At 37.0% G+C, this 12,457-nt stretch carries 16 protein-coding genes; 12 read left to right on the forward strand and 4 right to left on the reverse strand.

Annotated features, from left to right (window positions below):
* Nucleotides 1-114: 114 nt before the first annotated feature.
* Nucleotides 115-1,137, reverse strand: a complete 1,023-nt coding sequence (locus BUC06_RS09190) for a 3-oxoacyl-ACP synthase III family protein (RefSeq protein WP_073332836.1) — start codon at nucleotides 1,135-1,137, stop codon at nucleotides 115-117.
* A 73-nt stretch (nucleotides 1,138-1,210) separates the two neighbouring features.
* Here BUC06_RS09190 and BUC06_RS09195 point away from each other — a divergent pair, with 73 nt between their 5' ends.
* From BUC06_RS09195 to BUC06_RS09220, 6 genes are all read left to right on the forward strand, one after another.
* Entirely contained in the window at nucleotides 1,211-2,110 is a 900-nt protein-coding gene (locus BUC06_RS09195; RefSeq protein WP_073332838.1) for a magnesium transporter CorA family protein, read from the forward strand.
* A gap of 172 nt (nucleotides 2,111-2,282) precedes the next feature.
* Complete coding sequence (locus tag BUC06_RS09200; protein ID WP_073332841.1) at nucleotides 2,283-3,869, forward strand: patatin-like phospholipase family protein; 1,587 nt, start codon at nucleotides 2,283-2,285, stop codon at nucleotides 3,867-3,869.
* Between the two features lie 34 nt (nucleotides 3,870-3,903).
* Complete coding sequence (locus BUC06_RS09205; RefSeq protein WP_073332844.1) at nucleotides 3,904-5,373, forward strand: FAD-binding oxidoreductase; 1,470 nt, start codon at nucleotides 3,904-3,906, stop codon at nucleotides 5,371-5,373.
* Nucleotides 5,374-5,385: 12 nt separating this feature from the next.
* Nucleotides 5,386-5,892 (forward strand): DUF2199 domain-containing protein, encoded by a 507-nt coding sequence (locus tag BUC06_RS09210; protein ID WP_073332846.1) that lies wholly within the window; start codon nucleotides 5,386-5,388, stop codon nucleotides 5,890-5,892.
* Nucleotides 5,885-6,322: a hypothetical protein gene (locus tag BUC06_RS09215; protein WP_073332849.1), complete on the forward strand. Its 438-nt coding sequence runs from the start codon at nucleotides 5,885-5,887 to the stop codon at nucleotides 6,320-6,322. Before BUC06_RS09210 ends, BUC06_RS09215 begins: the two co-directional genes overlap by 8 nt.
* A gap of 10 nt (nucleotides 6,323-6,332) precedes the next feature.
* The gene (locus BUC06_RS09220; RefSeq protein ID WP_073332852.1) at nucleotides 6,333-6,719 is read left to right on the forward strand and encodes a hypothetical protein; all 387 of its coding nucleotides are present in this window, start codon (nucleotides 6,333-6,335) and stop codon (nucleotides 6,717-6,719) included.
* 85 nt (nucleotides 6,720-6,804) lie between these two features.
* On the opposite strand, the gene BUC06_RS09225 is transcribed toward BUC06_RS09220, so the two are convergent.
* Nucleotides 6,805-7,335 (reverse strand): NAD(P)H-dependent oxidoreductase, encoded by a 531-nt coding sequence (locus BUC06_RS09225; RefSeq protein ID WP_073332854.1) that lies wholly within the window; start codon nucleotides 7,333-7,335, stop codon nucleotides 6,805-6,807.
* Between the two features lie 93 nt (nucleotides 7,336-7,428).
* Here BUC06_RS09225 and BUC06_RS09230 point away from each other — a divergent pair, with 93 nt between their 5' ends.
* The 3 genes from BUC06_RS09230 to BUC06_RS09240 all read left to right on the forward strand — a co-directional run bounded on the left by BUC06_RS09230 (nucleotide 7,429) and on the right by BUC06_RS09240 (nucleotide 8,992).
* Nucleotides 7,429-7,821 carry a winged helix-turn-helix transcriptional regulator gene (locus BUC06_RS09230; protein WP_073332857.1) on the forward strand — a complete coding sequence of 131 codons (393 nt, stop codon included), beginning with the start codon at nucleotides 7,429-7,431 and terminating at the stop codon, nucleotides 7,819-7,821.
* 171 nt (nucleotides 7,822-7,992) lie between these two features.
* Entirely contained in the window at nucleotides 7,993-8,439 is a 447-nt protein-coding gene (locus BUC06_RS09235) for a hypothetical protein (RefSeq protein WP_073332860.1), read from the forward strand.
* A 43-nt stretch (nucleotides 8,440-8,482) separates the two neighbouring features.
* Nucleotides 8,483-8,992, forward strand: coding sequence for a hypothetical protein (locus tag BUC06_RS09240; protein ID WP_073332863.1), 510 nt, complete (start codon nucleotides 8,483-8,485; stop codon nucleotides 8,990-8,992).
* A 43-nt stretch (nucleotides 8,993-9,035) separates the two neighbouring features.
* Here the strand turns inward: BUC06_RS09240 and BUC06_RS09245 are convergent, their stop codons facing one another.
* Together BUC06_RS09245 and BUC06_RS09250 are read right to left on the reverse strand one after the other, a co-directional pair.
* Nucleotides 9,036-9,587, reverse strand: coding sequence for a DNA-3-methyladenine glycosylase I (locus BUC06_RS09245; protein ID WP_073332866.1), 552 nt, complete (start codon nucleotides 9,585-9,587; stop codon nucleotides 9,036-9,038).
* Complete coding sequence (locus tag BUC06_RS09250; RefSeq protein ID WP_073332867.1) at nucleotides 9,584-9,904, reverse strand: MazG-like protein; 321 nt, start codon at nucleotides 9,902-9,904, stop codon at nucleotides 9,584-9,586. The genes BUC06_RS09245 and BUC06_RS09250 overlap by 4 nt, the downstream gene beginning before the upstream one ends.
* 152 nt (nucleotides 9,905-10,056) lie before the next feature.
* On the opposite strand from BUC06_RS09250, the gene BUC06_RS09255 reads away from it, so the two are divergent.
* The 3 genes from BUC06_RS09255 to BUC06_RS09265 are packed head-to-tail and all read left to right on the forward strand — an operon-like array spanning nucleotide 10,057 to nucleotide 12,440.
* On the forward strand, nucleotides 10,057-10,971 hold the full coding sequence (locus BUC06_RS09255; RefSeq protein ID WP_073332870.1) for an alpha/beta hydrolase: 915 nt from the start codon (nucleotides 10,057-10,059) through the stop codon (nucleotides 10,969-10,971).
* 17 nt (nucleotides 10,972-10,988) lie between these two features.
* Entirely contained in the window at nucleotides 10,989-11,372 is a 384-nt protein-coding gene (locus tag BUC06_RS09260; protein WP_073332871.1) for a hypothetical protein, read from the forward strand.
* 54 nt (nucleotides 11,373-11,426) lie between these two features.
* On the forward strand, nucleotides 11,427-12,440 hold the full coding sequence (locus BUC06_RS09265; RefSeq protein WP_073332874.1) for a TQO small subunit DoxD: 1,014 nt from the start codon (nucleotides 11,427-11,429) through the stop codon (nucleotides 12,438-12,440).
* The last annotated feature ends 17 nt before the right edge of the window (nucleotides 12,441-12,457 follow it).

Raw genomic sequence — 12,457 nt, forward strand, 5'->3', positions numbered from 1 at the left:
CAGGAAATCGATATTTATCTACTATTAATGGTATTTTCAGATAGGTTCTATTTCATAAAAAAAGAGACTGTCTAAAAAATAGTCAGTCTCTTTCGTTTATTTTAAGTCAGAATTCTAATATTGAAACAATACACTTCCCCATGTAAATCCGCTTCCAAAAGCTGAAAGAAGCACCAAATCTCCTCTCTTTATTTTCCCTTCTTCAATTGCTTCGCTTAAAGCGATAGGAATAGAGGCAGCGGTTGTATTTCCGTATTTCTGAATATTATTATGAATCTTCTCATCAGGAAGTCCGAATTTCTGCTGTACAAACTGGGCAATTCTAAGATTGGCCTGGTGAGGAATGAACATATCCAGATCTTCGATGGTTTTTCCGGCTTTATCCAAGGCTTCCTGCATTGTTTCCGGGAATCTTGTTACCGCGTGTTTGAATACAAAGTTTCCATTCATGATTGGATAAACCTCTTTATTGGTCACATTTTCAGGTTCTTTTCTCATCCTGTCACTCCATCCGAATTTAGAACCCGGGAACTGCGTACACAATTCATCTGCATATTTACCTTCAGAATGCATATTTACGGCTAAAATATCTCCCGAATGTTCATCCTCGGTTGCTGACAGTATGATGGCTCCTGCGCCATCTCCAAAAATCACAGAAACCCCTCTTCCTTCATCAGAAAAATCAAGTCCGAAGGAATGGATCTCCGCTCCTACCACAAGAATATTTTTATAGGTTCCTGATTTGATAAAAGCATTGGCAACGCTCATGGCATAAACAAATCCTGAACACTGATTTCTTACATCCAAAGCACCAATAGTGTCACACCCCAGCATATCCTGAAGTAAAACACCACAACCCGGAAAATAATAGTCCGGAGAAAGGGTGGCAAAAACAATATAATCTATATCTTTTGCGGTGAGTCCCGCTTTTTCGAGCGCTTTTTCAGAAGCTTTGAATGCCAGGTAAGCCGTCGTTTCCTGAGAGTCATTTCTGTTTTGTCTGTGTCTTCTTTCTTTGATGCCCGTTCTTTCCGTAATCCATTCGTCATTGGTGGTCATCAGCTTCGCTAAATCATCATTCGTAACAACATGATCTGGAACATAAAATCCTATTCCTTTTATTGTACTTTTAATCATATAGTTTTTTTAATTTTGGCAAAGATAAAATTATTTAATCCATAGTTTTTCAAAATAGTAGTATTTTTATTATATGCCAATCGATACGATATACAGAGACTCCCAATGTGAATGGGTAGATGTAGAGGCTCCCACTGCGGAGGACCTGAAATTTCTTCACGAAAGATATGAAATCAACAACCTTCTTCTGGATGATACCATGGATCCAAACCACCTTCCGAAATATGAAGAGGATGGCAACGTAAAGTTTTTCCTGCTCCGGGAAAGTACTGAACTGGAACGAAAAAACCTCAACACCATAAGTGATATCAGCACGAAGATTGGAATCTTTCTTGTCGATCATACGATCATTACCATCCACCGGATGAAAACGAAAAGTATTTTGGAGACGAAGAAACAGATTTCTGCCATGCAAACGGAAGTTCCTTCTCCTAAAATTGCTTTAATGATTGCGCTCCTGATCATGAAAAGTTTTGATGATGAATCATTAAGTCTTCTGGAAACAATGGATAATATCGAAAACGAAATCTTCCTTAAAAACACCAATCATACGAACCAGATCAGAAGATTGTACAAACTGAAAAGAAAATCGGGACTGAATTCAAGGGTACTGACTATTTCCACAGATGCGGTAGATAAGTTTAAACTGTTGAATCTTCAGGATTCAGAGATCGTGGATTTAAAAGATAAACATAAAGATGTTGTTGCGGATTTTGATCATTTAAATATTCAGATTACCAACCTTATTTCAATGTTCCTGGCGCTTTCAGACCAAAAAGCCAACCAGGTTATGAAAGTTTTGGCTATTTACTCGGTGTATTTCTTACCGATTACCTTTATTGCCGGGCTTTATGGAATGAATTTCGACAATATGCCGGAGCTTCATCACAAATACGGATATTTTATAACGGTCGGTGTTATGGCTGTAGTCGTGATCTGCACCTTTATTTATGCAAGACGTAAGCAGTGGTAATGGCCTAAGAAAAAAAGGACGAAATACCTAAGTTGTTATAAAAGATTTGTTGCTAACTTTAAATCAAATTTGAGATTCATTCTCAAGATTCGTAATGAGTTTAGCAACAGAGTAATAATTAAAAAACTTGGCGCTTTTGCTTTTGACCAACAGCACCAACACCAAACTGCCCATGAAAACTGACATTCTAAACAAAATTCTTGAGGAAAATGTACTTTCCCACGAGTCCAAAGAGAAACTCAGTGCTTTGCATGAAAATATTTCGTCCAGGGAGTTTTCTGATTTACTGGATGCGCAGGGAAATCAATATGTAGAGTTTGTTCAGGAAGGAGGCGGTGTCTGGGGAAGTGCTCTTGTAGGGTATCTTTACGGTTTGGAAGTCTTCGGAGTTCGTTTTCTTAAAGTGGCAGGAACCAGTGCCGGCGCCATTAATACGATGCTTATTGCAGCCTGCAAAACCAAAGAGGAGGCAAAAAGTGAAGTAATCAAAGATATCCTGTTCAGCTGGAATTTTGCCGATTTCATGGATGGAAAAACCTATGTGAAAACTACGATTCATGCAATTCTGAACAATAAGAATTTTTTTAAAATCAATGCGATTATTTTGGCGGTCATCATGGTCATTCTGGTCATTATCCCTTTCGTAGCCAGACCGGAAACCACACTTAATGCTAAACTGCTTTTTCTGATTCCTTTAATTCCGGTCATTATTTCTTTTTTCTGCATTAAAAAGTTTTACAATGATTTCAAAAAGCAAAACAGCGGATTCAATCCGGGAAATGCTTTTTTAGAGACCATGCAAAGTGTTTTGGACGGTTTCGGGATCAAAACGGTGGCTCAGCTTAATGAAAAATTTATCCAGAAGGAACATGATCTTCATCTCAATTACCGCTACGGGAATACGGGAGAATATTATACCATTGCCCTAAAAAGTATTGAAGCGATTAAAGCTAAAAATCTGGAACATATCGACCAGACCCGCTACAGAATTTTCTATGAAAGTGCGGTGAACAATGATTATTACAAAAACAATCCGTTTTACCAGCTTCGTTCAGAATACATCGTTATTACGACCGATATTAATGCTAAAATCAAAGTAGAGCTTCCTACAATGGCTAATTTATACTGGTCTGAAGAAGAACTGAAACACGCCAGTCCAGCCGAATTTGTAAGAGCGTCGATGTCTGTCCCCTTCTTTTTTGAACCTTTCCGGAAAATGATCAATAAGGATGACAGCTCGGTAAAATATGCATGGAAATTCTGGATGAACACAAAACCGGAAGACATCTATCCTTCCGGACTTTTCATTGATGGCGGAAGTATTTCCAATTTTCCGATCGATATTTTTCATGCCAGCGACGTATTTTATCCAAGAATGCCTCTTTTTGGAGTACAACTCACCAGCGACTCTGATATCCTGTCTGAAAAAGGAAAAACAAGTGAAGAAATTCTTAAAACTCCTTTTTCTTATGCGGGAAATATCATCAGTACCTTAAAAGGTTTTAATGACAAATCATTTTTAACGAAACATAGCTTTTATCGCCTTTACAGTATTCAGAGCGTTAATTGCGGAACGAGCAGCTGGTTGAATTTCTTTATGAAAAGAGAAGAAAAAGAGGATCTTTTCAACAGGGGATTCCAGGCCGCCCTGGATTTCCTGAACCAATTCGACTGGGAAAAATATAAATATGAACGGATGATGCTTTCAATGAAGGAGAAAAAGATCCTGAAAGAAGCGGACACGCCGACGGTGGGATAAGGAATTTTGAGTATTTTAGGGTTTAAATATTTTAATGAAGAAAAGATATTTTTTTGCCATCGGAATTCTAATGCTCCTTATATTCATTTCCATTCCGGTCATTCATGTTCTTAAAACAAAATGGAGTGAACCTGATCATAAAACAGAAATTCCAAAAGGGTATACGGATGATGCCAGTCAATTGAATTTAACAAAAATAGATACTTTAATAAAAGTCCCGTCATCGAAAACGGAGATTGAAAATCAGCTGCGCCAGATCCTGAGATATGCCAAAGAAAAAAAGTTAAAGATCTCCATTGCCGGAGCACAACACAGCATGGGTGGACACACCATTTATCCGAATGGAATTCTCCTCAATATGCTTCCTTACAAACACATGGAGCTGGATGCTGAAAATAATATCCTGACCATTGGTTCGGGAGCTCTTTGGGAAGATGCTATAGAATATCTTGACAAAAAAGGAAAATCAATTGCAGTGATGCAGGCATTCAGTTCGTTCTCCGTAGGCGACTCCATAAGTGTGAACGGTCACGGATGGCAGAAAAACCTTCCTCCGGTGGCATCAACTGTTGTTTCATTTACTTTAATGAATCACAACGGTGAAATTATGAATTGCAGCAGGGAAGAAAATCCTGAACTTTTTAAACTGGTAATTGGAGGTTACGGCCTGTTTGGGATTATCTTGGATGTCAAGTTAAAAGTGGTTGACAATACTGCTTTGAAATACCGATATATCCGTTTAAACTCGGATAACTATACTGATTATTATAAGAAATTTATTTCTGATCATCCTGAAGTCAATCTGGTTTTCGGGAGACTAAGGATCTCGGACAAACATTTTCTGGAAGAGGCCACCATCAATTATTTTGAAAAAGCAAATGAAAAACCGCTTGCGCTGTCTGTCCAAAATGCCAAAAATGCAGAAACAAAACGTCTCGTTTTCCGAAGTACCGTCAACAGTGAATACGGAAAAAGGCTTCGTTGGGATCTGGAAACAGGAATGAACAAAGTGACTAAAAATGCTGTTTATTCCAGAAATGAACTGCTCAATGACCACGTTTCTCTGATTGAAAATAAAGACCCAAATTCTACGGACCTGCTACAGGAATATTTTATCCCTGAAAGAAATTTCAATCAATTTATTAAGGATATAAAGCCCGTTCTGAAAAGCTCAGGACTGGATCTTCTCAATATAACCATCCGGGCCGTTAATAAAGATGAGGATAGTTACATGAACTATGCGAGGGAAAATGTATTTGGATTTGTTTTATTATTTAACCAAAAGAAAACAGTGAAACAGGAAAACGCAATGAAAATCCTGACCAACCAACTCGTTGATATTACTCTTAAAAATGAAGGAACATTTTATCTGCCCTACCGTCTGCATATCGATAGGGTAAAGATGAGAAAAGTATATCCTCAAACTGATTCTTTTTTCGTTCTGAAAAGAACGTATGACCCATTGGAAATTTTTGACAACAAATTTTATCAGCATTATAAATAAATATGCGTTACTATGAAATACATCTGTAAATGTTGTGGAGAAGAAAAAGAAGACTGGCCAGCCATAGTCTATAATGCTCCGATTTTTTACTCCGATTTAACTGAAGAAGAACTTGAAAATGCCGAATTAACATCAGATCTGTGCATTATTGAAGATCACGAACATACGCACCGGTTTATCCGTGTTGTCATGGTTCAGGAAGTGGCAGACAGCTGTCAGGATCTGGAATATGGAGTCTGGGTTTCATTAAGCGAAAAAAGTTTCAATGAATATGTAGAAAATTACGACAATCAAGAATTTGAAGCTGGATATTTCGGTTGGTTATCTAATTATCTTCCGGATTATAGTTTTGAGGAAAGTATTCCTATTAATGTGATTGTCAACAATAAGACGGGAAGACCTTTTATTTATCCGCCTGAAGATTTTAAGCATCCTTTTGTTCACGATTTTTATAATGGAATTTCTATAGAGGAAGCTGAAAGGAGAATTGATATTGTTTTGAACAAAAGTAATGAATAAACTTATTCAATTTAAAAAGTATACTTTTAAAAATTTGCATATTGTATTACTAGTTCTTACTGTATTATTGATTCCAATCGGTTTAATAAACGAAAGAATATGGATTAGAAAAATGCTAGAGAGGCCTAAGTATACTGTTGCTACAGCCACTACCGACTGGCATCAAAAAAACAATAATGGGGTTGGAACAGATTACCAATATGAAATCAATCACGAGGTGTATAGCAGCACAACAAACTTTTCATATAAAAAGGGAGATCGGTTTTTGATAATTTTTGACTCCATAAAACCAAAAAATTCAAAAGTACTTGATATCTATCCTGTTGGAGCTGATTACATAGGCCTGAAAATTTCTAAAAATGGTTGGAAATATCATGAAGTACCTTTTTATATAGACAGTAATAAAATTAAGAAATATTTGGAAGATTAAAAATATCAAAATGAACAGAGCTATCAAAAACCTTCTATTATTTGCCAGTATTCTTCTTGTTCTTACAAGCTGTCATTCCGAAACATTTGATTCTGCTCAATGGGTTCCTATAGAATCAGGACTCTATGACGGACACCGCAAGAAAATGCTGAATGATCTGATGGAGAATGTCCTTATATTTGAACACGGAAAGCATAAAGGAACCAGTAAAAAAGAGGTGATCAACCTCATCGGAAAACCTAACGAAATTGATACAGTGAACGGATCTGAAATTTACTATATTGAAGAAAAAATAGGCATGATTGATCCTAATGGTTATATTAATCTGCATTTAACTTATAAAGCCAATTCGACATTAATCAGTTGGAAAATTGAAAATGTAGATTATAAAGAGTAACAAAGGTAAACATGAGTCGATTTATAAAAGAAAGAAAATCTGAAAAGTAAGAACGGTCATATCTCTAGACATGACCGTTACCTGTTTATATTGAATCCAAAAACTCCAGATACATCGGCACACTTCTTTCAATCCATTCTTTGGAAGGATCGTTTTCTATCCCGTAGTAAACAAAAGGTTCTTTATAGTCTGCTTTGATGTAGTCAAAAGTCAGTTCATAAGGACGGAAAAGCTCGTTCATTGTATATTTGTATTTTCCGGATGCGCTGTAGCCCTGTTCATCTATTCCAGCCGTAACTGCCAATGTCATCTTCTTCCCTCCCGCTCTGTAACCGCTTTTGCTTCCATAAGCCCAGCCGTAAAGCAGTACCTCATCAAACCATTTCTTCAAAAGCGGCGGATTGCTGAACCAGTAGAACGGAAACTGAAAGACTATCCTGTCATAAGACTCTATCAACTCCTGCTCTTTTGCAACGTCTATCTTTTCATCCGGATAGGCTTCGTATAAAGAATGAACCGTGTATTTTTCAGGAGATTTTTTTAACTCTTCGATCCATCTTTTATTGATCACCGATTTTTCGATATCCGGGTGAATAACTATAATTAATGTTTTCATATTTCGTTTACATTTCTTCAGCAAAAATAATATACGTAACTTACATTTCAGACATTAGTATCCAATTGTATGGTACTATAAAAAATGTAAGTAATGACTAAAATAAAGGAAACATCTACCAATTTTGCCAATAAAAAAGCGCTTTCCGACGAATGTCCGGAGATCTATGCATCCAATACGATTGGCGGACAATGGGCACTCGCCATTTGCTGTTACCTCATCAATGGAAAACTGAGATTTGGAGAGCTCAGAAAAAAGCTGAACAACATCACAGAACGAATGCTTACGCTGCAACTCCGCAGACTGGAAGAAGACCGCATCATCACCAGAACCGTCTATGCTGAAGTTCCGCCCCGCGTGGAATATGAACTGACAGAGATTGGGTACAAGCTGAAGCCTATCATCCTGGAATTTGAAAAATGGGGAATAGAGCATAAGGCAATTATGACTCAAAAACAGGAGATTTCCGAACTAAAAAAGTCATAGAAATTTCACCACAGTAATTCTTTCAAATCCCCAGTACTATATAGAATATCGTGAACTCAACCTCAATTCCCCTCCCACGGAGGGGTGGCAGATCAAAGATCTGACGGGGTGGTCAACAAGAAACAAACGCATTAATTGTCACCAAACAAATAAACATAAAACATCATATTCATGGTTACACTAGATTTTCTTAAAACCATTTTATTTTCCCATGCTTCGAGGAATAATCCCCGTGCCAATTATTTCTATGAATTTGATATCGTGGTCTTTGATCATTCAACAGATGCGTCAGATTTCATGAGAACCTATTTTGCGTTAAAAGACAATAAAGAACTGGCTGTAAGATCAATAACTGAATTTGAATTCAGGGAAATCATCTACACATGGTTCTTTGGCCGCGAACGATCAAAGAACAGCAATCGGGATCCTTCAGAAAATTTAGAAGAAGTGAACAGTTTTTATTGTTCTTTGAAAGCGTTTACCAAAGAAAACAGGATTTTTCATTTTCAAAATGCTAATAAGGGCCGTTACGAATATCAGTTGGGTATAGCTTTTGATTATCTCTACATTGAAGGCGAGGAAAATAATTTTCTCATTTATTTTAATGCCCAGGGCTAATATTTTGTAAATTTAATCTCTCTTAACCATCAAAAACTATTCTATGAAAAACTTAGCATTTTTATTCATTTTATCCGTGTTTCTTTTCTTCGGAGTTCATGCAAACGCACAAAAAATTTCGGACGGCCAAACCATTGAAGTCAATGGAATGAGTGTTACTTTTAATATTTTAAACAAAGAAAGTATTGAAGCAGGCGGAAAGCCCTATGACCGTTATAAGGTTTCAGCGTCTGTAAAAAATACCTCAGACAAAGCGTACAACATCAGACTGTCTTCTTACCCCCAGATCGTGAGTAATATCGGACTTGTAGAACTGAACTGCATCAATGCAACCGGTGCCAAGCTGACTTCCAAAAAGATCGAACTAAAAATGAAAGCACAGATGATCAACGTGACCTACTCTGCTTACGATAAATCCGGGAAATTCACTAATGGAATTATTCCTGTAACGGGAAGTTATTATTTTGATCCGGGAGATACGATCAGCGACAATGCTATTTTTATCGTTCCGCAAGGACAGGCTCCTGATGTTACCGTGAGAAGTTTAAAATAATTGAAACTATAAAATTGAAATGCAAACCTCCAGATTGGAGGTTTTATCTTTTTTCCCACATGGGTTTATGTTTCAAAACTTCTTTATATACCGGACAGCTTTCGTCATGGCATCCCTTTAAAAATCCAATGCTCATCAGAAATTCGTTGACAATTTCTCCACCTGTAAATTTGAATGTTTTTTTGAATATCTTCATCCATTCCTGTAATGTTTTCGGATGATGATGTTCCAGCCATTTTTCGAATGAACCATACTCTTTTTGGAGTTCGATGATGGTTTTAGCGTTTTCTATCGCGGCATTTACTTTTAATTTATTTCTGATTATTCCGGGATCACCCAAAAGACGTTCACGGTCTTCTTCCGTGTAAGCTGCTACTTTTTGAATATTAAAATGATCATACGCTTGTCTGAAACTTTCTTCTTTCTTTAAAATCGTTTCCCAGCTCAGACCTGCCTGATTAATCTCCATAATCAATCTTCCGAACAATTCATGATCATCATGAATCGGAAATCCGTAATGATGATCGTGGTAATTTTTGTGAAGTTCTTTTCTGCTTTCCGGCTGCATTCCTGCTATGGCTGAACAATAACTCATTGTAATATATTTTCTGTTTTCGTTAAAAATTTTCCTAAAGCATCTTTGATATCAATTCCGGTCCGGTCTGCCAAGATCATCAGCCACCAGATATTTTCGCCCATTTTATGTTCAAGTTCTTCTCTGGAGTTTGATTTTGTCCATGTTTTTTCATGTGACATTATATTTCGTCCCAGTAAACCTGCATCCGTAAGATAAGCTAAGGCATCCTGTTCTAAAGTCCACTCTTTACCGTTCTGTTGAATTTCCAGCTGATGATACTTTTCTCTGATCTCCAGAGAGCGTCTGATCATTTCATCCAGATGATTTTGATCCATAATTTTTGTTGTTTTAATTGCCGAACTGAAATACTTGAAACGATAAAGATAATGCAGGATTGTGACAACTGTTAGTCAGTAGCATTTATTTTTTTATTTTTATGATCTGTAGTTTTCCGGAATAGCATAATTTAGAGATCTTAAAATAATCTATGAAACCTTTTCTAGCCTTCTTTTTTGCTCTGATATTCATTTCCTTTAATGCCCAGAAGATCTATTCAAAAGCATATGGAAATCCAAAAGATGCTCCTGTGATTTTCATTCATGGCGGACCCAGCGGAAATGCTACATTATTTGAAGGAACTACAGCCCAAAAACTTGCGGATAAAGGGTTTTACGTTATTGTATACGACAGACGCGGAGAAGGAAGATCCAAAGATGAAAATGCTTCCATGACTTTTAAAGAAAGTTTTAATGACCTCAACCAAATCTATGCAGAATATGGTATTAAGAAGGCCAATATTTTAGCCCACAGTTTTGGAGGAATTATCGGAACTTTATTTACCAGACAATTTTCTGAAAAAGTAAGTTCACTAACTCTTGCAGGCGCTTTATTTTCCCAGCAGGAAACGTATGACCATATTTTAAAGCAGGCTAAAGAGAAATTCAGAAATGATCCTTCAAAACTTAATGAAATCCATGAGATCGAAAAATTAAGCAAGAACTCTGCTGCTTACCGAAAAAGATGCTATGAAACAGCCAGCGAAATGAGTTTCTTTTCGATGCCCTCTCCGACTCCTGAAAGCAGGCAATTGAGAAAAGAATATGAAGCAGGTGAATTTTATTCCACAAACTTCAGAAATGCCGAATCACCACTGAAATTTTATAGAAACGAAACTCAAAACAATCTTAACAATATCTCTGTTCTGAAAGAAATAAAAAAAAGAGGAATTCCTATTTTTGCCGTCTATGGAAAAGATGATGGAATATTCTCCACAAAACAGCTTAATGACATGAAGAAGATAGCCGGAAAAAATCATTTTAAACTTATCGACAATTGTTCGCATTATCTTTTCGTGGACCAGCAGAATGAATTTTTACAATTCTTGGTTGAAAATCTAAAATAAAATGTAGTTTTGCAGCAATGCAGGCACTCCAAATCCATATGAAAAACTACAGAGCATTCTTCATGATGCTTATTCTTTCGTTTTCATTATCGCCGTGTTCTGTAAAAAGAGATCTTCTCAGTATTCTTGACATTCAGTATATCAGTGGTTTAAATAAAGTAAAAACTACAATTGGTGAGGCATCTGTTTGTGATCTGTCAACCGAAAGTTCTTCAAACAGAGGTTCTGTATCTAAAAATAGCCTAAAATCAAAAGGAAATAGGTACTTTACGGCTTTAGATGCTGCAATCTACTCCCAAAAAGGGAAAGTAATCTCCCAAAATAAGTATTCCGGGCACTCTACCGGAAACAGTCCGCCGAAATATATCTTATTTAAAAGATTGAAATTGGATCTGATTTAGATTGTATCTTAATCACATTGTCTACAAACAGTCTTTTAATTCAATACAATTTCAATGAAACATACTTCAGACAGCCGGTCTTATGACCTGGCCGGACTTTATACATTATCACTCCGTCTGGTAATCGGATGGACTTACTTTTCAGCTTTCTGGCGCAGGCTAGTCCTCGAAAACAAACTTATTCCCGATGAAGCCGGATATATTGGTGAAAAATTCAATCATTTCCTGCCCAATGCTCTCGGAATAAAACCGATTATCGAGTACCTGGTCACTCACCCCGATGCTTTAGAAACTTCAATGATTACGTTTACCCTCATTGAGGCTATTGTAGGACTATTCATTATACTGGGGCTTTTTACCCGACTGATGAGCATAGGAATTTTTGGTCTTGCGATGGGAATTCTACTGGGTTCCGGCTGGATCGGAACCACGTGTCTTGATGAATGGCAAATTGGTGTTTTAGGAATTGCAGGTGGATTTGTTTTGTTCCTTACCGGCAGCGGAAATTTTTCTCTGGATCATTATTTTATTAAGAAAAATAAAAAATTCACTCACAAAAAATGGTTTCTATGGCTCGGATCGGGTGTTCTTCCTTTGCCCAATCCAAAAATCCTTGTACTGGCAGGTTCTGTGTTTATTTTCGGACTTACATTGTACACCAATCAATATTTCCATGGCGGAGTCTGGGGAACACTACACAACAAGTCTGTAAAACCTAAGATTGAAATTTCCAATGTGTTGCTTACCCAATCGGATCTGACATTTGAAGTGTACAGGACACAGGGGGCGGATGTCTACGGTTCTTTCCTGATTGGCATTGATCTTCTGGACAAGAACGGGACGATTTTAAAATCATTGGACATCAGGGACCTTTCAAAATTTCCGAAAGAAAATATCCGGAATCATTATGTGGCTAAAGTAAAACCTGGAAAACACAGTTTGATTATTCCGCTTGGAGCAAAGGCTGATCTGACCCTGAGTCTTAATGATACTCGGATGAAGGGAGAAGTTCATACGATCAAACTTACTGACATCAGTGGGATTGAATGGACAGCAGAAATAAAATAATAATTTAAACCCTTAAG

This window comes from Chryseobacterium carnipullorum, from assembly GCF_900142785.1.
Taxonomy (GTDB): Bacteria; Bacteroidota; Bacteroidia; order Flavobacteriales; family Weeksellaceae; genus Chryseobacterium; species Chryseobacterium carnipullorum.

Excerpts from the sequence above, each read along its gene's own strand:
- BUC06_RS09225 (WP_073332854.1), bottom strand. The coding sequence starts at position 7,335 with ATGAAAACATTAATTATAGTTATTCACCCGGATATCGAAAAATCGGTG.
- BUC06_RS09265 (WP_073332874.1), top strand. The coding sequence starts at position 11,427 with ATGAAACATACTTCAGACAGCCGGTCTTATGACCTGGCCGGACTTTAT.
- BUC06_RS09205 (WP_073332844.1), top strand. The coding sequence starts at position 3,904 with ATGAAGAAAAGATATTTTTTTGCCATCGGAATTCTAATGCTCCTTATA.
- BUC06_RS09220 (WP_073332852.1), top strand. The coding sequence starts at position 6,333 with ATGAACAGAGCTATCAAAAACCTTCTATTATTTGCCAGTATTCTTCTT.
- BUC06_RS09250 (WP_073332867.1), bottom strand. The coding sequence starts at position 9,904 with ATGGATCAAAATCATCTGGATGAAATGATCAGACGCTCTCTGGAGATC.
- BUC06_RS09240 (WP_073332863.1), top strand. The coding sequence starts at position 8,483 with ATGAAAAACTTAGCATTTTTATTCATTTTATCCGTGTTTCTTTTCTTC.
- BUC06_RS09235 (WP_073332860.1), top strand. The coding sequence starts at position 7,993 with ATGGTTACACTAGATTTTCTTAAAACCATTTTATTTTCCCATGCTTCG.
- BUC06_RS09230 (WP_073332857.1), top strand. The coding sequence starts at position 7,429 with ATGACTAAAATAAAGGAAACATCTACCAATTTTGCCAATAAAAAAGCG.
- BUC06_RS09190 (WP_073332836.1), bottom strand. The coding sequence starts at position 1,137 with ATGATTAAAAGTACAATAAAAGGAATAGGATTTTATGTTCCAGATCAT.
- BUC06_RS09210 (WP_073332846.1), top strand. The coding sequence starts at position 5,386 with ATGAAATACATCTGTAAATGTTGTGGAGAAGAAAAAGAAGACTGGCCA.
- BUC06_RS09195 (WP_073332838.1), top strand. The coding sequence starts at position 1,211 with ATGCCAATCGATACGATATACAGAGACTCCCAATGTGAATGGGTAGAT.
- BUC06_RS09200 (WP_073332841.1), top strand. The coding sequence starts at position 2,283 with ATGAAAACTGACATTCTAAACAAAATTCTTGAGGAAAATGTACTTTCC.
- BUC06_RS09255 (WP_073332870.1), top strand. The coding sequence starts at position 10,057 with ATGAAACCTTTTCTAGCCTTCTTTTTTGCTCTGATATTCATTTCCTTT.
- BUC06_RS09260 (WP_073332871.1), top strand. The coding sequence starts at position 10,989 with ATGCAGGCACTCCAAATCCATATGAAAAACTACAGAGCATTCTTCATG.
- BUC06_RS09245 (WP_073332866.1), bottom strand. The coding sequence starts at position 9,587 with ATGAGTTATTGTTCAGCCATAGCAGGAATGCAGCCGGAAAGCAGAAAA.
- BUC06_RS09215 (WP_073332849.1), top strand. The coding sequence starts at position 5,885 with ATGAATAAACTTATTCAATTTAAAAAGTATACTTTTAAAAATTTGCAT.